Origin of the sequence: Cupriavidus phytohabitans, assembly GCF_000426345.1 — a bacterium.
Taxonomy (GTDB): domain Bacteria; phylum Pseudomonadota; class Gammaproteobacteria; order Burkholderiales; family Burkholderiaceae; genus Cupriavidus.
The window spans coordinates 1-19,234 of record NZ_AUFE01000079.1 but is presented as its reverse complement, the minus strand read 5'-3'; the positions used below and the strand labels follow the sequence as shown (position 1 = coordinate 19,234).

Sequence of the window (19,234 nt, the reverse complement as noted above, 5' to 3'; positions counted from 1 at the left end):
GGGCGAAAAAAGCGCTGGCCAGCTTCAGGATCTCGTTGGCTCGACGTAATTCCTTGACTTCACGCTCCAGCGCCTTGACGCGTTCTCGTTCTGACGTCGTTACGCCGTCGCGTTCACCGCTATCAATTTGGTCACGCTTGACCCATTTCAACAATGTATGGGCCGAGCACCCAATCTTTGGGGCAATGGCCTGGACCGCCGCCCATAGCGACGGATGCTCGCCGAGCTGTTCTCGCACCAGGCGAACAGCCCGCTCTTGGACTTCGGGGGAATGCTTGTTCTGCTTGTTCATGGCTCCATTCTCTCAAGACTTGGAGCCTCCTCAAAACCCGGGGCGATTCAAGTACCCGGTGGCGCGCGCCTTTGCCGATTCGCGCGTCACGCGCATCTACGGCGGCACCAGCGAAGTGATGCGCGAACTGATCTCGCGCAAGCTGTAACGCCACACCTATCCAGAACATCCATCGGAGGACACACATGACTAGCAAGGTTTTCGTCGCCGGCGCCGGCATGATCCCGTTCAAGAAGCCGGGCAGCAGCGACACCTATGATGTGATGGGCGCCACGTCCGTACGCCAGGCGCTGGAAGACGCCGGCCTGGGCTACGACGACGTGCAGCAGGCCTACGCCGGCTACGTCTATGGCGACTCCACCTGTGGCCAGAAGGCGCTGTACCAGGTCGGCATGACCGGCATCCCCGTCATCAACGTCAACAACAACTGCGCCACCGGCTCTTCGGCGCTGTTCCTGGCGCGCCAGGCCGTGCAGAGCGGCGCCGTGGACTGCGCGCTGGCGGTCGGCTTCGAGTACATGCAGCCCGGCGCGCTCAAGTCGCGCTGGGACGACCGCGCCCCGGCGCTGGAGCGCGCGCTCAACCTGGTCGACGAGCTGGTCGACCGCAAGGACCTGCCCAACGCCATCCGCCAGTTCTCCGGCGCGGGCAAGGCCCACATGGACAAGTACGGCACCAGGCTCGAGACCTTCGCCAGGATCCGCGCCAAGGCCAGCCGCCATGCCGCCAACAACCCGCTGGCCGTGTTCCGCAATGTATTGACCCCCGAAGAAGTGCTGGCCGCGCCGGCGCTGTGGGAAGGCGTGCTGACGCGCCTGATGGCCTGCCCGCCGACCTGCGGCGCGGCGGCCGCCATCGTGGTATCGGAGGACTTCGCGCGCAGGAAAGGACTGAAGGCCGACGTGCTGATCGCCGCCCAGTCCCTGACCACCGACCGCCCCAGCACCTATGACGCGCGCGACATGATCCGCGTGGTCGGCTTCGACATGACCCGCGAGGGCTCGCAGCTGGTGTACGAGCAGGCGGGAGTCGGCCCGCAGGACATCGACGTGATCGAACTGCACGACTGCTTCGCGCAGAACGAGCTGCTGACCTATGAAGGCCTGGGCCTGTGCGAGGAAGGCGGCGCCGAGCAGCTGGTCAACGACGGCGACAACACCTACGGCGGCAAGTGGGTGGTCAATCCGTCGGGCGGCCTGCTGTCCAAGGGCCACCCGCTGGGCGCCACCGGGCTGGCGCAGTGCTTCGAGATGGTCCGGCAACTGCGCGGCACCGCCGACAAGCGCCAGGTGGAAGGCGCGCGCCTGGCGCTCACGCACAACCTGGGGCTGGGCGGCGCCTGCGTCGTGACGCTGTACCAGAAGCACGCCTGAGCGCACGCATTCACGGGAGACTATCCATGATCGACAAGAAACACATCGGCAAGGTCGTCGCGGATTTCCGCACGTCCGCGCCGGCCAGCCAGCTGCGCTTCTTCGCCAAGGCCACCGGCCAGACCGATCCCATCTACCTCGACGAAGCCGCCGCGCGCGACGCCGGCCATCCCGGCCTGCCGCTGCCGCCGACCTTCCTGTTCTCGCTCGAGCTGGCCAACCCGCCCAGCGCCTGGCGCGACGAGCTCGGCATCAAGCCCGAGCGCATCCTGCACGGCGAGCAGTCCTTCACCTACCACCGCATGGCCTACGCGGGCGACGTGCTGCACTTGCGCACCACCATCGAGGACATCTACGACAAGAAGAACGGTGCACTGGAGTTCGTGGTGCGCAATACGCGCGTGACCAGCCAGGACGGCGAACACATTGCCGACCTGCGCAGCGTGCTGGTGCAACGCAACGGCTGAACCGGAGACCCCACATGAGCAAACTGAGTTTCGACCAGGTCAAGGTGGGCGACACCCTGCCGCCGCTGACGCTGGAACCGATCAACCGCACCACGCTGGCGCTGTTCGCCGGCGCGTCGAACGACCACAACGCCATCCACATCGACATCGACTACGCGCGCAAGGCCGGCATGCCCGACGTGTTCGCGCACGGCATGCTGTCGATGGCCTACCTCGGCCGCCTGCTGACGCAGTGGGTCGACCAGCGCCAGCTGCGCCAGTTCGGCGTGCGCTTCGTCGGCATCACGCACCTGGGCCATCGCATCACCTGCAGCGGCCGCGTGGTGGAAAAGCTGGAAGCGGACGGCCCGGATGGCAAGGAGCAGCGCATCAGGCTGGAAATCCAGACCGCCAACCAGTACGGCGAAACCAAGATCCTCGGCGACGCGGTCGTTGCCCTGTAAATCCAATCGAGCACAAAGGAGTCAGCAATGGGAGCACTTGAAGGCAAGGTGGCACTGGTCACCGGTTCGGGCCGCGGCATCGGCAATGCGATCGCCAAACGCCTGGCGCGCGAAGGCGCGCGGCTGGTCATCAACGACCTCGACGCCGAACCGGCGCAGCAGACGGTGGAAGAGCTGAAGGCAATGGGCGTGGAGGCGGTGGCGTGCGTGGGCAACGTGACCGCGCCGGATTTCGCCGACCGCTTTGTCAACACGGCGATGGGCAACTTCAAGAGCATCGACATCATCGTCAACAACGCCGGCTTCACCTGGGACGACGTGGTGCAGAAGATGAGCGACGAACAGTGGTACGCCATCCTGGACTGCCACATGACCGCGCCGTTCCGCATCCTGCGCGCGGCCTACCCGCATATCAAGGCGCTGGCGGCTGCCGACAAGGAAGCCGGGCGCGAGGTGTATCGCAAGATCGTCAATATCTCGTCGACGTCCGGCCTGAACGGCAACGCCGGCCAGATCAACTACTCCGGCGCCAAGGCCGGCGTGATCGGCATGACCCGTGCGATGGCGCGCGAATGGGGCCGCTTCAACGTCAACGTGAACGCGGTCGCCTTCGGCCTGATCCACACCCGCATGACGTCGGCCGACGCCCATGCCGGTGCCACCGTCAACATCGAAGGGCGCGAGATCCGCGTCGGCCTGAACCCAGAAATGCTCAAGTCGCATGCCCAGCGCAACCCGCTCGGCCGCGGCGGCACGCCGGAGGAAGCGGCAGGCGGCGTGTACCTGTTCTGCTCGCCCGATTCGAACTACATCACCGGGCAGGTGATCGCGGTGGCGGGCAACGTGCAGTAAGTTCTCGGCATCGCAGGTCCGGCAAGGATCCCGCGGGCTAATGCCGATCATTCAAGCATCGCGGACTACCCGTCGTCCCCGCCTGCGCGGGAACGACGGAGGCGAACTGAACGTATTACCGGCTGCCGGTCGCCGCCATGTTGCCAAAGCGTCCGCTGCTGAAGTCCTCGAAGGCCTGCGCAATCTCCGCCTCCGTATTCATCACGAACGGGCCATGGCCGACGATGGGTTCGTCGATCGGCTCGCCGCTGAGCAGCAACACCACCGCGTCGCTGCCCGCCTCCAGCGTGACAGCGTCACCGGCGCCGTCCAGCACCACCATCTCGGCATCCCGGACCGTGGCCTCGGCATTGACGGTGACCCGGCCGCGCAGCACCACCAGCGCGGTATGCCAGCCATCGGGCAGCGGTAGCCTGACCGCGCCGCCCTGCGCCAGGCGCATGTCCCAGACGTGCATCGGTGTAAAGGTGCGGGCCGGGCCCGCCTTGCCGCCGTACTCGCCCGCGATCACGCGCACGCTGCCCGCGCCATCGGGCAGCGCCACCGCGGGAATATCGCGGTCGACGATGGCCTGGTAGCCGGGCGCGGCCATCTTGTCGCGGGCGGGCAGGTTGACCCACAGCTGCACCATTTCCAGCGCGCCGCCGCTGCGGCTGAAGGCCGGCGAATGGAACTCTTCATGCAGGATGCCCGCGCCCGCGGTCATCCACTGCACATCGCCGGGCCCGATCACGCCGCCCTGACCGGTCGAATCCCGATGCGCGACTTCGCCCTTGTAGACGATCGTCACCGTCTCGAAGCCCCGGTGCGGATGCTGGCCCACGCCGCGTGGCGCCTGCGTCGGCGTAAAGTCAGCCGGGCCGGCATAGTCCAGCAGCAGGAACGGGCTGAGCTGCCTGCCATGGCTCTGGTAAGAGAACATCGAACGCACCGGAAAGCCGTTTCCGACCCAGTGCGAACGCGGTGCGCTGTAGACACCCAGGATGCGCTTCATGTCGATCTCCGGAAATGCCGGCCGGGACAGCCCGCGATGCGCGGATCTTGCCGAGGCGGCCGGCGCCAGGTTGATGGATCGATCATAGGTGTCGCGTGCCAGGTGCGGTAGACAGCGCCGGCGCATCGCAGCGTCCTGCCGCTGGAACGATGCCCCCGGCACCGCTCGCGGCTGGCTGGCCAGGCCGCATCAGCCCGCGCCGGCGCCGCGCTTGCGCAGCAGGTAACGCTGCGTTCCTTCCATCACGCACACGTCGTTCTGGTTGCGCACTTCGGACCGCATCGCCAGCACGCCGGTGGTGCGCCCCGGCACCAGCTCGCTGACCGTGAGACTGCTGTACAAGGTATCGCCGACGTAGACCGGGGCAAGGAAACGGCTGCTCTGTTCGATAAAGCCCTTCAGCGATTCCTCGACCATATGCGGGAACAGCCCCGCCCCTGCAGCGGTCTGGATCACGACCTGGAAGCCGTGCCCGAGCATGTGCGGCATGCCATGCGCGCGGCAATATTCGACGTCGTAGTGGACCGGATGGTTGTCGCCGCTGGCCAGCTGGAAGGCGGCGAACAGCGCGTCGGTCATGGTGCGGGACGGCAGGTTGAAACGCTCGCCGAGCTCGAAATCCTCGAAGTAGCGTTGGGGGCAAAGCTGGTAGGCCTTCATCGATGCTCCTTGTTGCGTGGTATCGCTCGCGGTCTGCCGGGGATTCCGGTCATTCCGCCTTCATGTTGGTGGCAACGGCCACGCGTTTCCACTTGTCCAGTTCGGCACGCAGGAAATCGCGCAGGCCCTGCGGCGTCGGCTTGCTTTCCAGCACCAGGCCGAGCTCGTAGGCCTTGCTCTGCAGCGTCGGATCGCCGAGCGCCTCGCCAAGCGTCGCCGAAAGCTTCTGGATCACCGCAGGCGGCGTCTGGACCGGTGCGAACACGGCGTTCCAGGTGTAAGCCTCGTAACCGGCGACCGCTTCGGCGATCGCCGGCGTGTCCCTGGTCTGCGGCAGCCGTTTGGCCATCGACGTTCCCAGCAGCCGCACCGTGTCAGCACGCACCTGCGCCAGGCCGGTCGGCGCGCTGTCGAGCATGAATTCGACATGCCCGCCGATCAGGTCGGCCATGGCCGGCGCGCTGCCGCGATACGGCACGTGGACGGCCCGGGTGCCCGCGCTGTAGTTCAGCAGCTCGCCGGCAAGGTGCGGAGCGCTGCCGACACCGGCCGAGCCATAGTTGACTTTCCCCGGATGCGACTTCAGGTAGGCGATGAATTCCGGCAGCGTCCGGGCGGGCACGTGCTTGTTGACCACCAGCACCAGCGGCGCGCGCGCTGCCAGCCCGACAGGCGCGAAATCTTCCACCGTCCGATATGGCAGCCGTGCGTGGATGCTCGGGTTGACGGCATGCGCGACCGTGGTCAGCAGCAGCGTGTAGCCATCCGGTGCGGCCTTGGCCGCGGCTTCCGTGCCGACAATGGTGCCAGCGCCCGAACGGTTCTCGACCACCACCGTGGTGTTGAGCTTGCTGCCCCAGCTGGCCGCCAGGGAGCGGGCAAAAGTATCGGTCGGCCCGCCGGCTGCATAGGGCACGATCAGCCGCACCGGCCGCGCGGGGTAATCGGCCTGCGCCGCTGCCGGGGACACGCAGGCCAGCAATGCCGCTGCGCTGCCCAGGACGGTGGCGATCCTGCGCAAGTTTGAAGTCATGTCGGTCTCCTGGTTCTGGTTCGCGGCATCGCCATAGACTGGCTGCCGCGACGAGCGGAAATATAAAATCTGACGTTCAGAACACACCAGTCGAAAGCGCCACGGGTCCCGTTAGAAATCTTCTAAAGCGCCCGCCGGCGCGGCTGGAAAACCGGAGACAAGCATGCGTTTCGAACTGACCGACCTGCGCGTATTCCTTGCCATCGCACAGGCCAGGAGCGTCACCGGCGGCGCCTCGGATGTGCACCTGACGGCGCCTTCGGCCAGCTACCGCCTCAAGAACCTGGAACAGGCGATGGGCGTGCCGCTGTTCAACCGCACGCAGAAAGGCATGGCGCTGACGCCCGCCGGCGAAACGGTTTTGCGCTACGCGCAGGCCATCATGGAAAACGTGGAACGCCTGCAGCGCGAGATGCAGCGCCATACCGACGGTATCGAAGGACATATCCGGGTCTACGCCAACAGCAGCACCATGGCCAGCCTGCCGGCGGCGCTGAGCCGCTTCCTGGCTGCCTACCCCAACGTCAACGTCGACCTCGAAGAGCACCTGAGCGAAGACAGCGTGCGCGCGGTGATCGAAGACCGCGCCGACGTCGGCCTGGTGGCGGGTGCCATCGACCTGCGCGGGCTGGAGTTCATCCGCTATGGTGTCGATGAACTGATGTTCGTGGTGCCAGCACGGCATGCGCTGGGGATGCTGGACAAGGTCAGCCTGGCGCAAGCGCTGGAGCATGACCTGGTGACAGTCGGCAGCAAGAGCAGCAACTTCCTGTTCCTGGCCGACATGGCGGCGCGGGCCGGCATCAAGCCGCGCGTGCGCGTGCATGCGCCCGACTTTGCCGCGGCCATGCGCTGCGTGCAGGAAGGCGCCGGTATTTCGCTGGTGCCGCGTTCCGTGGCGGGCCCGTTGATCGCGCAGGGCACGGTGGAGGGCGTGGCACTCGATGAAGCGTGGGCGCGGCGCGAGCAGCGCATCGTGGTGCGAAGCCAGAACGCGCTGCCGGCCTATACGCGGGACTTTATCCGCTACGTTGCCGAATGGGGAACGCCCGAGGCCGCATAGCAGGCGGGGTATCGCAGCGTTCGAAACGCTCGAACAGGCCTTAGGAAATATCGACTATCCGGGCAGGAAGCACTGTTCCTATACTGGCTCGCCCGGGCCTGCGCGCCGTCCAGAACACTACCGCTTCCTGCCATGCAAACTCCTCCTCGCCCGCTCGATGGCATCACCGTCCTGGCGCTCGAGCACGCCATCGCCGCGCCCTTCGCCAGCCGCCAGCTCGCCGACCTCGGCGCACGTGTCATCAAGGTGGAACGCCCTGTCGTGGGCGATTTCGCGCGCGACTACGACCACACCGTGCATGGCCAGTCGTCCTTCTTCGTCTGGGCCAACCGCGGCAAGGAAAGCCTGGCGCTCGACCTGAAGAAGCCGGAGGCAAAGGCCGTGGTACGCAAGCTGCTTGCCGGGGCCGACATCTTTATCCAGAACCTGGCCCCCGGTGCGGCCCAGCGCATGGAGCTGGACTTCGCGTCATTGCATGAGGATTTTCCGCGCCTGATCGTTTGCGATATCTCCGGCTACGGCGACAGCGGCCCGTACCGCGACAAGAAGGCCTACGACCTGCTGATCCAGGCGGCGTCCGGCCTGATCTCGGTGACCGGCACCGACGGCGCACCGTCGCGCACCGGCATCTCGATCGCCGACATCGCCGCGGGCATGTATGCCTATACCGGCATCCTCTCGGCGCTGCTGCAGCGCGCCCGCACCGGCACCGGCTTGCGCGTCGAGGTCACCATGCTCGAGGCGCTCGGAGAATGGATGTCGTACCCGCTGAACTTCGCCCACTACGGCGGCACGCCGCCTGCGCGCAATGGCGTGGCGCACCCCGGCATCGCGCCTTATGGGCAGTACCAGACCGGCGACGGCGCCAGCGTGATCTTCGGGCTGCAGAACGAGCGTGAATGGCAGCGCTTCTGCGTGGAGGTGCTGGAAGACCCCGCGCTGGCCGCGAACGAGCGTTTCAGCTCAAACCTGCAGCGCGTCGCCAATCGTGCCGAGCTGGACCAGGAGATCGGCCGGCACCTGCGGGGCATGACTCGCGAGCAACTGGTCGACCGGCTCGATCGCGGTGGGATCGCCAATTCGCCGTTGAACGACATGCACGACCTTTGGCGCCATCCGCAGCTCGCCGCGCGCGATCGCTGGCGCGACGTGCGTACGCCGGGTGGCGTGGTGCAAGCAATGTTGCCGCCCGCGACGCTGTCGGGCGTGGCCGCATGCATGGGCGATGTGCCGTCCGTGGGCGAGCATTCCGTCGCCGTGCTGCGATCGATCGGGATGCCGGATGCCGAGATCGAGGCCCTGGCGGCGGCCGGCGCCATCTGAGGCGGCAGGCGCGCCTGCGGCAGCCGGAGCGGCAGCCTGCCCTCCTCCAACGCTCGTTGCCGCTTTACTTGGCGAACAACGACGACAGGTCGGCGAAGGCCTTGATCTCCAGCGCATTACCCGACGGGTCAAGGAAGAACATGGTGGCTTGCTCGCCAGGCTCGCCCTTGAAGCGGATATGGGGTTCGATGATGAACCTGACGCCTGCCGCCCGTAGCTTTTCGGCCATCGCCTCCCATTCGGGAATCGACAGCACGGCGCCGAAGTGCCGCACCGGCACCTGGTCGCCATCGACCGCGCTGGTCTTGCTGTGGCCGACTTCCTCCGGTGCCAGGTGCGCCACGATCTGGTGGCCGAAGAAATTGAAGTCGATCCAGTCCGGCGAGCTGCGCCCTTCGGGGCAGCCGAGCAGCTCGCCATAGAATGCGCGCGCCTCGGCAAGGTCGCGCACGGGGAAGGCAAGGTGGAAGGGAGGAATGCTGGGGGCGGCAGTGGTCATGGGCTCGGACTAAGTGAGGCTTAGGGGGCATGAATCGGGCGGCGGCTCCTGGCAACCCATTTGAAACCGCTGCGAAGCCGCCACCGTCCGCTTAGTCTAAGCATCGCCATTCACCATGAAAAGCGATATATTTTTGCCCTGAGCAACAAATATTTCGATCAGTCGCGATGCTGCGCGAACTCCAGACTTTCCTCGCGGTGGTCCGCCACGGCACCTTTGCCAACGCGGCCGCCCATATCGGGCTGACGCAATCGGCGGTCAGCGCGCAGATCCAGCGGCTGGAACAGGAGCTGGGCTTTGCGCTGTTCGACCGCACCGGCCGCGCGGCCGTGCTCAATGCCGATGGCCGCGAAACGCTGGCGGTGGCCGAAGAGCTGATGACGGTGTACGCCAGGCTCGGCCGCCATGCAGGCAGCCCGCGCAGCGGGCTGGTCCGCATCGGTGCGATCGCGTCGGTCCATGTCTCGTTCCTTGCCGATGCGCTGGCGAGCTTCCGGCATGAGATGCCGGGATACCGCGTCAAGCTGGCACCGGGCGTGTCGCTGAACCTGCTGGGCCAGGTGGATTCGGGCGAGATCGATATCGCGGTGATGATCAAGCCGCCTTTCGCGTTGCCTTCTGACCTGCAGTGGCGCTCGCTGCTGGCCGAACCGTTCGTGCTGCTGGCGCCTCGCGCCCACGGCAAGCGGCCATGGCGCGAGTTGCTGGAGAGCGAGCCGTTTATCCGCTATGACCGCGGCTCGTTCGGCGGGCGTGTGGTCGACCAGTTCCTGCGGCGTGCGCGCATCCCGGTAAGGGACGCAATCGAACTGGATGAGTTGCAGGGCATCGCGCAGTTGGTGCAGCGCGGCCTTGGCGTCGCACTGGTGCCGATCACCGGCACGACGCCATGGCCGAAAGGCGTGGTGCCGCTCAGCCTCGGCGATGACACCTTCCATCGCGAGATCGGGCTGGTGGAGCGCCCGCAGCATAGCCGCCAGGCGGCGGCCACGCTGCTGGCGCAACGCATCGCGCAGGCCGCGCAGAGCATGGCGCGGGCGCCGTCCTGACGCCGCGCTGCCGCGGCGCGGGCCACGTCACTCCACCGGCTTCAGCTCGATCAGCAGGTCCTTCGCCGCCACCCGGTCGCCCTGCTTCACGTGCACCACGGCGATCTCGCAGTCGCGCTCGGCGGCGAGATGGGTTTCCATCTTCATCGCTTCCAGCGCCAGCAGGGTCGTGCCCGCGGCCACGCGTTGCCCCGGCTGCACCGCCACGGTCACGATCGATCCCGGCATGGGCGCGGCGATATGCAGCGGGTTGTCGGGTTCGGCCACCGGCCTGCTATGGCGCGCGGCTGCCGCTTGCGCGGTGGTGCTGCGCTGCTCGACCAGCGCGGTGCGCGATTGCCCGTTCAGCTCGAACTGGACCTTGATGAGGCCCTCTTCGGCATCCGGGTGCGTGCCTTGGAGCGAAACCAGCAGTGTCTTGCCCGCGGCGATGTCGATGGCCACTTCTTCCTGCGGCTGCAGGCCGTACAGGAATGCCGGCGTCGGCACCACCGAGGTATCGCTGTAGTTGCGCACATGCGCGTGGTAGTCCACGGCCTGCTTCGGGTACATCAGGTACGACGCCAGCTGGCGATCGTCGAGCGGCTCCTCGCAGGCCGCTTCGGCGGCGGCACGTGCAGCATCGAGGTCGACTGGCGGGATCTGGTCGCCGGGCCGGTACGGCGTGGGCGGTTCGCCGCGCAGCACCTTGCGCGACAGCTCCGCAGGGAAGCCGTCGGGCGGGAAACCCAGTTCGCCCTTGAACAGCGACACCACCGATTCAGGAAAAGCGATTTCCTTGGCGGGATCGCACACGTCGGCTGCCGTCATGTCATTGGCCACCATCATGAGCGCCAGATCTCCGACCACCTTGGAAGTCGGCGTCACCTTGACGATATCGCCGAACATCTGGTTGACCTCGGCGTACGCCTGCGACACCTCGGTCCAGCGATGCTCGATGCCGAGCGAGCGCGCCTGCTCGCGCAGGTTGGTGTACTGGCCGCCGGGCATCTCGTGACGGTACACGTCGGCGGTGCCGGCGCGGATTTCCGACTCGAACGGCGCGTAGTAGCGGCGCACCCCTTCCCAGTACATCGACGCTTCATGCAGGCGTTCCAGGTTCAGGCCCGGATCGCGCTCGGTGCCGGCCAGCGCCGCGGCGATGCTCGACAGGTTGGGCTGCGAGGTCAGCCCGCTCATTGCATCGAGCGCGCCGTCCACCGCATCGCAGCCGGCCTCGATCGCGGCCAGCGCCGACGCGGCCGAGATGCCGCTGGTATCGTGCGTATGGAAATGCACCGGCAGCCCGGTCTCTTCCTTGAGCGCCTTGACCAGCGCAGCCGCCGCCTGCGGACGGCAGATGCCCGCCATGTCCTTGATGCCCAGCACATGCACGCCCGCCTGCTGCAGCTCGCGCGCGATGCCGACGTAGTACTTCAGGTCATACTTCGAGCGCTTCGGGTCGAACAGGTCGCCGGTGTAGCAGATCGCGCCTTCGCACAGCGCGCCGCTTTCGCGCACTGCATCGATCGCCACGCGCATGTTGCGCACCCAGTTCAGCGAATCGAACACGCGGAACACGTCAACGCCCGCGCTGGCCGCCTGGCGCACGAAGAAGCGCACCACGTTGTCCGCATAGTTGGTGTAGCCAACGGCATTGGAGCCGCGCAGCAGCATCTGGAACAGCACGTTGGGCACGCGCTCGCGCAATTGCTCCAGGCGCTGCCACGGGTCTTCCTTCAGGAAGCGCAGCGCCACGTCGAAGGTGGCGCCGCCCCAGCACTCCAGCGAGAACAGCTGCGACAGCTCGCGCGCATAGAACGGCGCGATCGGCAGCATGTCGGCGGTGCGCATGCGCGTGGCGAACAGCGACTGGTGCGCGTCGCGCATGGTGGTGTCGGTCAGCAGCACCTGCTTCTGCTCGAGCATCCAGCGCGAGAACTTCTCGGCGCCAAGCTCGCGCAGGCGGTCGCGCGTGCCGTAAGGCAGCGGCGTGCTGTTGTCGACGGCGGGCAGCACCGGCTGCGGTAGCGGCAACGGCGGCAGCGTCCGACCGGTCATTTCCGTGTGCCCGTTGACGCTGATCTCGCCCAGGTAGCGCAGCAGCTTGGTGGCGCGGTCCAGGCGCTTGGTAAATTCAAGCAGTTCCGGCGTCTTGTCGATAAAGCGCGTGGTGACATCGCCGGCGCGGAACGCGGGATGGTTGATGACGTTCTCGAGGAACTGCAGGTTCGAGGCCACGCCGCGGATGCGGAACTCGCGCAGCGCGCGGTCCATGCGCCGGATCGACTCGGGCGCAGTCGGCGCCCAGGTGGTGACCTTGACCAGCAGCGAATCGTAGTACGGCGTGATCACCGCGCCGCCATAGGCAGTGCCGGCATCCAGGCGCACGCCGAAGCCGGCGGCGCTGCGATACGCGGTGAGGCGGCCGTAGTCCGGCAGGAAGCCGTTCTCCGGATCCTCGGTCGTGATCCGGCACTGCAGCGCGTGGCCGTTCAGATGGATATCCTGCTGGACCGGCACGCCCGCGGCACGCACGACAATGTCGCCGTTGTCGTTGCGCGTGTTCTCGGTCATGCCGATATAGCCGCCTTCCGTGACCCGGATCTGCGCCTTGACGATATCGACCCCGGTGACCATCTCGGTGACCGTATGCTCGACCTGGATGCGCGGATTGACTTCGATGAAGTAGAACTGGCCGGAATCGGCGTCCATCAGGAACTCGACCGTGCCGGCATGGGAATACCCGACCGCGCGCATCAGCCGCATCGCCGCCTCGCACAGCTCGGCACGGCCGGCGTCGTCAAGGTACGGCGCGGGCGCACGCTCCACCACCTTCTGGTTGCGGCGCTGCACGGTACAGTCGCGCTCGTACAGATGGACCAGATTGCCATGCGTGTCGCCGAGCGCCTGCACTTCTACGTGGCGCGCGTTGCGCACCAGCTTCTCGACATAGACCTCGTCGTTGCCGAACGCGGCCAGCGCCTCGCGCCGCGCCGCGGCCAGCGAGCCTTCCAGGTCCTGCTCGCTCTCCAGGATGCGCATGCCGCGCCCGCCGCCGCCCCAGCTGGCCTTGAGCATCAGCGGATAGCCGATGCCCGCGGCCAGGCGCTTGCAGGCCTCCAGGTCGTGCGGCAGCGGATCGGTGGCCGGCATCACCGGCACGCCCGCCTCGATCGCGGCATTGCGCGCGGCCACCTTGTTGCCGAGCCGGCGCATGACCTCGGGCGAGGGGCCGATCCAGCGGATGCCGGCATCGATCACCGCCTGCGCGAAGTCTGGATTCTCCGACAGGAAGCCATAGCCCGGATGGATCGCATCGACCTTCGCATGGCGCGCGATGCGCAGGATGTCGTCGATATCGAGATAGGCTGCCAGCGGCTTCTTGCCCTCGCCGACCAGATAGCTCTCGTCTGCCTTGAAGCGATGGAGGGCGAGGCGGTCTTCCTTGGAATAGATCGCCACGGTCCGGATATTCATCTCGGCCGCGGCCCGCATCACGCGGATCGCGATCTCGGAACGGTTGGCAATCAGTAGGGATTTGATCGGGGCGTAGTTCATGGCGCGCACAAGGCAACTGAGACGCCGCGCGGTCGGCGCGGCGTCTCGGGTCATTCGAAGGGACAGCGCCACGGCAGGTGCCGTGGCCCGCGGCTAGTCGAGATGCGCAAACTGCGCAAACGGGGTGTGTGAATCCATCCAGTCGTCATGCCTGGCCACGGCCGCCCAGGCCCAGTTGGTGCGTTGGGGCGCTGGCTTGCCGCCGCAACGCGCTTCGTGGTGGTGGCCGGCACGTGGCTGGCTGGCGTCGGCGGCAAGCGCGCGGCTATCTCCGCCATTTGCGCCTGCTGCGTTGGTTCCGTAGTACATCGCGATGCATTCCTGTTCAAGACCAAGGGCGCCTGCCCTGCAACGCAATGCGAGCGTCGGGTCACGGCAGCTTTGCCGGCACGACGGCTGGACGTGCGGCGGCTCTGGGACCGCAAAAAGCGGGCCAACGCGAATTCCGTTGATTTGGCAAGATTCCCCGCTGCAAAACCGGCATACGGGTTTCAAAATTGAAATTCCGGATTTCATCGCTGCGCATAACCCTATCCCGGGCGGGGTTCGGCAACGCGAACCGGGCATGTCCGCGGCTGCCGATTTACAATACGCGGCGAAGTGGATCATTGCGTTCCCGTGATCCACCGCCGTGCCGGTAACCGCCGGCAGGCGCACATGTCCGGCCACCATCCCTCCCGGCGGCTTGCCCGCGGGCCCTGGCGTTTCCTCCGATGAGCAACCTCTACCAGCAATCCATCCTCTCCGTTCACCACTGGACCGACACGCTGTTCAGCTTCACCTGCACGCGCGACCCGGGTTTCCGCTTCGAAAACGGCCAGTTCGCCATGGTCGGCCTGGAAGTCAACGGCCGCCCGCTGCTGCGCGCCTACAGCATCGCCAGCGCCAACTATGAAGAAACCCTGGAATTCTTCAGCATCAAGGTGCCGGATGGCCCGCTGACGTCGCGCCTGCAGCACCTGCGCGAAGGTGACCAGATTTTTGTCGGCAAGAAGCCGACCGGCACCCTGCTCGTCGAAAACCTGCTGCCCGGCAAGACCCTGTGGCTGCTGGCCACCGGCACCGGCCTGGCCCCGTTCCTGTCGATCATCCGCGACCCCGAGGTGTATGCGCGCTACGACAAGATCGTGCTGACCCACACCTGCCGCTATGTCGACGAACTGGCCTACCAGCAACTGCTGAACGAGCACCTGCCCGAGCACGAGTACCTGGGCGAGATGGTGCGTGAAAAGCTGGTCTATTTCCCCACCGTCACGCGCGAAGACTTCCACACGCGCGGCCGCATCACTGAGCTGATCGAGTCGGGCGAACTGTTCGAGCGCCTGGGGGTACCCCCGTTCTCGACCGAGAACGACCGCCTGATGCTGTGCGGCAGCCCCGATATGCTCAAGGAAATCCGCGTGATGCTGGAGGAGCGTGGCTTTGAGGAAGGCAATATGAGCGAACCGGGCCATTTCGTACTGGAAAAAGCCTTCGTCGGCTAAGCGCCGGCGCCGCGCAGGCCAGGCCTGCAGCCTGCGGGACGCCGCGCCCGCAGGCGCCCCTCCTGTCTATTCGAAGCGCTCGGTGAGCACCATTGCCTCGACCTGGCGCTTATTCCAGAACAAATGATTGATCCGCGGCTGCAGCATCCGCAGCGCGGCATCCTCCACCGCGTTGAAATGCAGCGCTACCGCCGGGCGCGAGCCATCCCCCGGCAGGCGCTCGATCTCGTCGAACGCCGGGAAGCCATAGCGGATGAGGAAATCGCGGATCTCGTCGTCGGTGGTTTCCATGTCGACGTTCGAAAGCATCAGCACACTCATTGACGTCTCCTGAAGTCCTGGAGGCCCTTGCAGGCGTGTCCCTGAATTACGTTTATGGCAGGCAGGGCCAGAACGCAAATCGCGGCCTGGCGGCGTGCCACCGCTCTTCTTTGCCTTTTCCCGCCATGCAGGCCCGACCGCCGGCGCCAGCGCCAGCGCCAGCGCCACCGGATTCTGGCAATTCCGGGCATGACACGTATGATGGTTTTCGGGGCGGCCGGCCGGCTGCCTTGCAACCGGAGAGGGACAAGATGCCGATATCGACAAGATGGGTGGTGACCGGCCTGCTGGCACTGGGCAGTGCCACGGCCGCCCTGGCGCAGCAATCCCCGGGACCGGGCGCCGCCGGCGCCATCTCGGAAGCCGTGCAGGAAGGCACCAATCCCTACCGCCCGCCGTCGGCGCACACACCGGACCCCGACGAGGCCAGGCGCGCCAAATGCGAGGCACTGGAAGAGCAGTACAACACCTTGTCGAAGCAGCGCACATACCAGTCATCCGGGCCGGGCACGCAGACCGCGCAGGGCCGCACCATTCCCAAGATCGAACGCGACAAGACGCGCAAGCAGCTGCAGCAGGCGTATCGGGACAATTGTACGTAGCGGCGTACCGCGGGACTATTGGCCCAACAATGAGATCTAATGCGCACCTTGATGGATTGAGGTGTATGACCCCAACGGGACGATAGACATCGCCTTGCGGCAGGCGCCCGACTTGCGACCAGGTCGACTTGGCTGCGAGTCTGCGAGGCTGCGGGAATAGCCACTGTCGAGCTGGACTTCGGCCGGGACAGAAGCTGGGCGCGCTTGGACGTGGAGAGGTGCGGGCAAGGAAAGAACGCACGGCGACATCCGATGACTCATTGGGATGCCATGAACGTCTTCTGTGCCATCTCGGCATGCAGATGGGCGGAGCTCCGTAACACGCAAGACGCTGTCACGTCGCTCGTCAAGATGCGCTGTCGGAATGACGGACGCCCTGCAATGGAGTCGATGCTCCCGAGCAAGCCTCTGATGGACTGGCTGATGGGCCCAAAAAAAACAAAACCCCGGAAGACCGCGATCTTCCGGGGTTCGCCGCCATTGCTGGCGGAGACGGAGGGATTCCACCATCCCCAGTATTTATGCGGGTTCCGAGGCAGGTACACATGCCGTGTGCGGGCGCTCAGTGTATCACCTTCTGGCTTGCTCGCGCTCCCATGCGAGGGCGCTGCGTTGGGCCTGCTGGGCCTCTTCCATTGCCATGCGGAGGGGCAGGCGGACGGTAGCCGGCATGCCCTCGCTGTCAGCGTAGGCGGCTCGGGCCTCAGCCAAGGCCGCCGCAGCGTCAGCGGCTGTCCTGCGGGGTGCTGTGATGTACATTCAATCGTTCTCCACTCGATGGGCGATGGGGCGGGGTTCCGCTAGGCGCTGCAAGCGGGCCGTCGCGTCGGCCCTCCCTGCCGCGTTGTGCGCCTCCCGCTCGGCCTCGGTCATGGCGGCCCGCCGTTCCATGTATTCCCGGATAGCGTCTATCTGCTGCTGGGACCGGGCGGCGTTGGCCCGAGTTGCGGCGGGCCATCCGCGCTGTCGTCTGCGACGGGTCATAGCTCAGCCCTGAAAATAGCCGCGCCGCTTGGCTGCGCAGTAGACACGGATGGCATCCTCGGCACTGCCTACCTTGGACAGGGCCAGCAGACGCGCGGGCAGCTTCTCAGCATACGGGCCGCACAGCGCGGCAAAGACATGCACCGGCAAGTCGTACAGGCGCGCTGACTTCGCAGTGCCCCGCTCGCTGTACTCAACGTCAATCGGGCCGGAAAGCAGATGCCCTCCGTGCGCTGTGATGTCGCTGGACAGCTTCACGCGCAGAATGGCCGTACTCGCCGCCGTCTCGGCCTGCACAGCTTCGATCCGCTGTGCCTTGGCCGCTTGAGCTTCGGCAAGCTCAGCCTCGGCTGCGGCAAGGTCCTTGGCTGCCTGCTTGAGCCGCGCGTACTGGTCGGCCAGCGGGCGCAGTCCCGCTATGCGGGCATGGGCGGCTGCAATGACTTGATCGTGGTGGTTCGTGTTGATGCTGTCCATATGGACTCCTCTCGGTGTTTAGGTGGATGGGCCGAACAGGCGCGCCGGAGCTTCATAGAGCCCCGCAGCGCGCCGATCCGGCAGGCATGTAGGTTCGGATGGGCCGGGCCAATTCGGGGCTCCTGCGCCCCTCTATGGACCTCGCAGGGCATACGGCGCGCCGGCCTTATTCCCGCTTATTCCCCGTCGGCCGCGATGATTGCCGTGAAGGCCGGCTCCGTGTGCGAGCGCTGCGGGTCCTTGAAGGTTGCAACGGTGGACAGCCCTGCGGGGCTCATCTGATTCCGGGCAACAGCGCCGCGCACAGCGTTGGTGAGGCCGATAGCTGCGCTAGTCGTCATGCGCGCCGCGTCCGCATCGGAAACGCGGATGCCGTTCATGTGCAGATACGCCAGCGGGTTGCTGTGCGCGTCAATGCCGTTCGTCGTGTGGTCGTTGTAGCGGGCGCTACCGGTGTTGGGCTTCGGGTCGCGTGCGCCTCGGATCGGGGCTGCGCGGAAATGGTAACGGGCCATGTGAATCTCCCTGAAGGTTGCTAGACACTCCAGCCAGCCGCACGGGCGCAATGCTGGAGGTCGGGTTGAGTCTCGATCAGACGGAATAGCTGGGCCGGACTGAGCAGGTCACAGCGAATCCAGCCGTTAGCGGGGTGCCGCGCATCTCGGTAGTAGTCGATGCCGGCAGCATGTTTAAGCCCCCAACCGTTCCGCTCGAACACTGCGGCGGGAGCTTGCATTGCTGCACGGTGAGCAGCGTGGCCGTCCTTGCTTCGCAGCGCGGGAGGCATCACGCCTTGCCGCATCAGTGCCCAGTCGCCGGCATTGCGCCGGTACACGCAGTCCAGACAGCAGCCGTCGCGCGGACGGCGGCGGGTACTGCCGCAGGTAGCGCAGGGGTTGCCGCGAAAGAAGCGCTCCCCGGCGATGAAGGCGGCCCAGCGGTCGGGGTTGGATACCCGCGCCCGCAGTGCCTCAGCAAAGGCGGGATCAGCAAGCACGATGCCCCGTAGGGCTGGCGTTAGGAACTCAGCGCGGGGCTGCTGTCGATGCAGCACGAAGCGCGGGTCGTTCTTACTTGAGCGGGTCGCCATCGTCGGACAGGTCGAGGCCGATCATTGCGGCGGCTTCATCCTCCTCGGTGATCGGGGGATCGTCGCTGTCCGCTTGTTCCCTACCTTGCTCGGCTATGGGTGGGGAACATTTGCGGGACCGGGCGCGCTGTCGCTCTGCCTCCCTCAACGCTCGGCACTCGGCAAGGCTGGTCGGGATTGCAAACTCCTGTGACCCGCTCCGCTGGATCGGCACGGCATCGGTGGCAAAGGACAGCGCCTCTGCCGTGTCGTCGTCCGCCTGCTGGCGCTGTCGCTGGCTGGCGGCCTCCCCGGCTCGGGCTTGTGCTGCGGCGTACAGGCTGGTGAAGTCCTCCCAGCCGATACCTAACGAGGCTCTGCCTCAGACCGACGAGTAGTACGGGTGACTGCGGAGCGCTGAGGGGGTAAGGTGGCTCCGGTCGAGCCGGCTGGGACAAGCCCAGCGATGTACGAGCTCGAAGCTCAATGGGGTCCGAAGACCCCGTGGACGACCGGAGCCAGACATGACGGTACCACACAGTGTGTGCGATGTTCTACGCGACCACGTCGTGCTCGAAAGCGAGTGCATCGACCGGATGTACCTCAACGTGTACGTGCCGCAGTTGCAGCGCGTAGGCGGCGTGGTGTGGTACCTGCGCGGCCACCTCGGTCAGCGCTTTGCCTCGACGGCGACGGTGGCGCCCAAGAC

General features: G+C 66.2%; 20 protein-coding genes and 2 pseudogenes. 11 read left to right on the top strand and 11 right to left on the bottom strand.

What is annotated here, in order from left to right; translation table 11 throughout:
* Window positions 1-292, bottom strand: a 292-nt coding sequence (locus K309_RS0129990; RefSeq protein ID WP_029049784.1) for a transposase, incomplete at its 3' end; no start/stop codon positions are given.
* 49 nt (window positions 293-341) lie between these two features.
* Between K309_RS0129990 and K309_RS40660 the strand changes: the two are divergent.
* The 5 genes and pseudogenes from K309_RS40660 to K309_RS0129965 form a co-directional block, all read left to right on the top strand.
* Window positions 342-440: pseudogene (locus K309_RS40660) on the top strand (acyl-CoA dehydrogenase family protein); the annotation flags it as partial.
* A gap of 37 nt (window positions 441-477) precedes the next feature.
* A complete protein-coding gene (locus K309_RS0129980) occupies window positions 478-1,665 on the top strand; it encodes a lipid-transfer protein (protein WP_029049783.1) in 1,188 nt (395 codons plus the stop codon).
* Between the two features lie 26 nt (window positions 1,666-1,691).
* The gene (locus tag K309_RS0129975; protein WP_029049782.1) at window positions 1,692-2,132 is read left to right on the top strand and encodes a MaoC family dehydratase N-terminal domain-containing protein; all 441 of its coding nucleotides are present in this window, start codon (window positions 1,692-1,694) and stop codon (window positions 2,130-2,132) included.
* A gap of 14 nt (window positions 2,133-2,146) precedes the next feature.
* The gene (locus K309_RS0129970) at window positions 2,147-2,575 is read left to right on the top strand and encodes a MaoC family dehydratase (RefSeq protein WP_029049781.1); all 429 of its coding nucleotides are present in this window, start codon (window positions 2,147-2,149) and stop codon (window positions 2,573-2,575) included.
* Between the two features lie 27 nt (window positions 2,576-2,602).
* Window positions 2,603-3,427 (top strand): SDR family NAD(P)-dependent oxidoreductase, encoded by an 825-nt coding sequence (locus K309_RS0129965; RefSeq protein ID WP_029049780.1) that lies wholly within the window; start codon window positions 2,603-2,605, stop codon window positions 3,425-3,427.
* Window positions 3,428-3,542: 115 nt separating this feature from the next.
* Here the strand turns inward: K309_RS0129965 and K309_RS0129960 are convergent, their stop codons facing one another.
* The 3 genes from K309_RS0129960 to K309_RS0129950 form a co-directional block, all read right to left on the bottom strand.
* Window positions 3,543-4,421 (bottom strand): pirin family protein, encoded by an 879-nt coding sequence (locus K309_RS0129960; protein WP_029049779.1) that lies wholly within the window; start codon window positions 4,419-4,421, stop codon window positions 3,543-3,545.
* A gap of 189 nt (window positions 4,422-4,610) precedes the next feature.
* Window positions 4,611-5,081 carry a MaoC family dehydratase gene (locus K309_RS0129955; protein ID WP_029049778.1) on the bottom strand — a complete coding sequence of 157 codons (471 nt, stop codon included), beginning with the start codon at window positions 5,079-5,081 and terminating at the stop codon, window positions 4,611-4,613.
* 49 nt (window positions 5,082-5,130) lie between these two features.
* Window positions 5,131-6,114: a tripartite tricarboxylate transporter substrate binding protein gene (locus K309_RS0129950; RefSeq protein WP_029049777.1), complete on the bottom strand. Its 984-nt coding sequence runs from the start codon at window positions 6,112-6,114 to the stop codon at window positions 5,131-5,133.
* Window positions 6,115-6,277: 163 nt separating this feature from the next.
* Between K309_RS0129950 and K309_RS0129945 the strand changes: the two genes are divergently transcribed.
* Window positions 6,278-7,177 (top strand): LysR family transcriptional regulator, encoded by a 900-nt coding sequence (locus K309_RS0129945; RefSeq protein ID WP_029049776.1) that lies wholly within the window; start codon window positions 6,278-6,280, stop codon window positions 7,175-7,177.
* Between the two features lie 132 nt (window positions 7,178-7,309).
* Window positions 7,310-8,500, top strand: a complete 1,191-nt coding sequence (locus K309_RS0129940; protein ID WP_029049775.1) for a CaiB/BaiF CoA transferase family protein — start codon at window positions 7,310-7,312, stop codon at window positions 8,498-8,500.
* A 64-nt stretch (window positions 8,501-8,564) separates the two neighbouring features.
* Here the strand turns inward: K309_RS0129940 and K309_RS0129935 are convergent, their stop codons facing one another.
* Window positions 8,565-8,999, bottom strand: coding sequence for a VOC family protein (locus tag K309_RS0129935; RefSeq protein ID WP_029049774.1), 435 nt, complete (start codon window positions 8,997-8,999; stop codon window positions 8,565-8,567).
* Window positions 9,000-9,166: 167 nt separating this feature from the next.
* Here K309_RS0129935 and K309_RS0129930 point away from each other — a divergent pair, with 167 nt between their 5' ends.
* Window positions 9,167-10,048 (top strand): LysR family transcriptional regulator, encoded by an 882-nt coding sequence (locus K309_RS0129930; protein WP_029049773.1) that lies wholly within the window; start codon window positions 9,167-9,169, stop codon window positions 10,046-10,048.
* Between the two features lie 27 nt (window positions 10,049-10,075).
* On the opposite strand, the gene K309_RS0129925 is transcribed toward K309_RS0129930, so the two are convergent.
* The gene (locus tag K309_RS0129925) at window positions 10,076-13,588 is read right to left on the bottom strand and encodes a pyruvate carboxylase (protein ID WP_029049772.1); all 3,513 of its coding nucleotides are present in this window, start codon (window positions 13,586-13,588) and stop codon (window positions 10,076-10,078) included.
* A 93-nt stretch (window positions 13,589-13,681) separates the two neighbouring features.
* Entirely contained in the window at window positions 13,682-13,897 is a 216-nt protein-coding gene (locus K309_RS0129920) for a hypothetical protein (RefSeq protein ID WP_029049771.1), read from the bottom strand.
* Window positions 13,898-14,301: 404 nt separating this feature from the next.
* Here K309_RS0129920 and K309_RS0129915 point away from each other — a divergent pair, with 404 nt between their 5' ends.
* On the top strand, window positions 14,302-15,072 hold the full coding sequence (locus tag K309_RS0129915) for a ferredoxin--NADP reductase (RefSeq protein ID WP_029049770.1): 771 nt from the start codon (window positions 14,302-14,304) through the stop codon (window positions 15,070-15,072).
* A gap of 66 nt (window positions 15,073-15,138) precedes the next feature.
* Here the strand turns inward: K309_RS0129915 and K309_RS0129910 are convergent, their stop codons facing one another.
* Entirely contained in the window at window positions 15,139-15,393 is a 255-nt protein-coding gene (locus K309_RS0129910) for a hypothetical protein (protein ID WP_029049769.1), read from the bottom strand.
* A 251-nt stretch (window positions 15,394-15,644) separates the two neighbouring features.
* Here K309_RS0129910 and K309_RS0129905 point away from each other — a divergent pair, with 251 nt between their 5' ends.
* On the top strand, window positions 15,645-15,995 hold the full coding sequence (locus tag K309_RS0129905) for a hypothetical protein (RefSeq protein ID WP_029049768.1): 351 nt from the start codon (window positions 15,645-15,647) through the stop codon (window positions 15,993-15,995).
* 987 nt (window positions 15,996-16,982) lie between these two features.
* Here the strand turns inward: K309_RS0129905 and K309_RS0129890 are convergent.
* The 3 genes from K309_RS0129890 to K309_RS42060 all read right to left on the bottom strand — a co-directional run bounded on the left by K309_RS0129890 (window position 16,983) and on the right by K309_RS42060 (window position 18,453).
* The gene (locus tag K309_RS0129890) at window positions 16,983-17,456 is read right to left on the bottom strand and encodes a hypothetical protein (protein ID WP_029049765.1); all 474 of its coding nucleotides are present in this window, start codon (window positions 17,454-17,456) and stop codon (window positions 16,983-16,985) included.
* A gap of 176 nt (window positions 17,457-17,632) precedes the next feature.
* Complete coding sequence (locus tag K309_RS0129885; protein ID WP_029049764.1) at window positions 17,633-17,971, bottom strand: hypothetical protein; 339 nt, start codon at window positions 17,969-17,971, stop codon at window positions 17,633-17,635.
* Window positions 17,972-17,991: 20 nt separating this feature from the next.
* On the bottom strand, window positions 17,992-18,453 hold the full coding sequence (locus K309_RS42060; RefSeq protein WP_156914489.1) for a hypothetical protein: 462 nt from the start codon (window positions 18,451-18,453) through the stop codon (window positions 17,992-17,994).
* Window positions 18,454-19,049: 596 nt separating this feature from the next.
* Here K309_RS42060 and K309_RS40655 point away from each other — a divergent pair.
* Window positions 19,050-19,234: pseudogene (locus K309_RS40655) on the top strand (hypothetical protein); the annotation flags it as partial.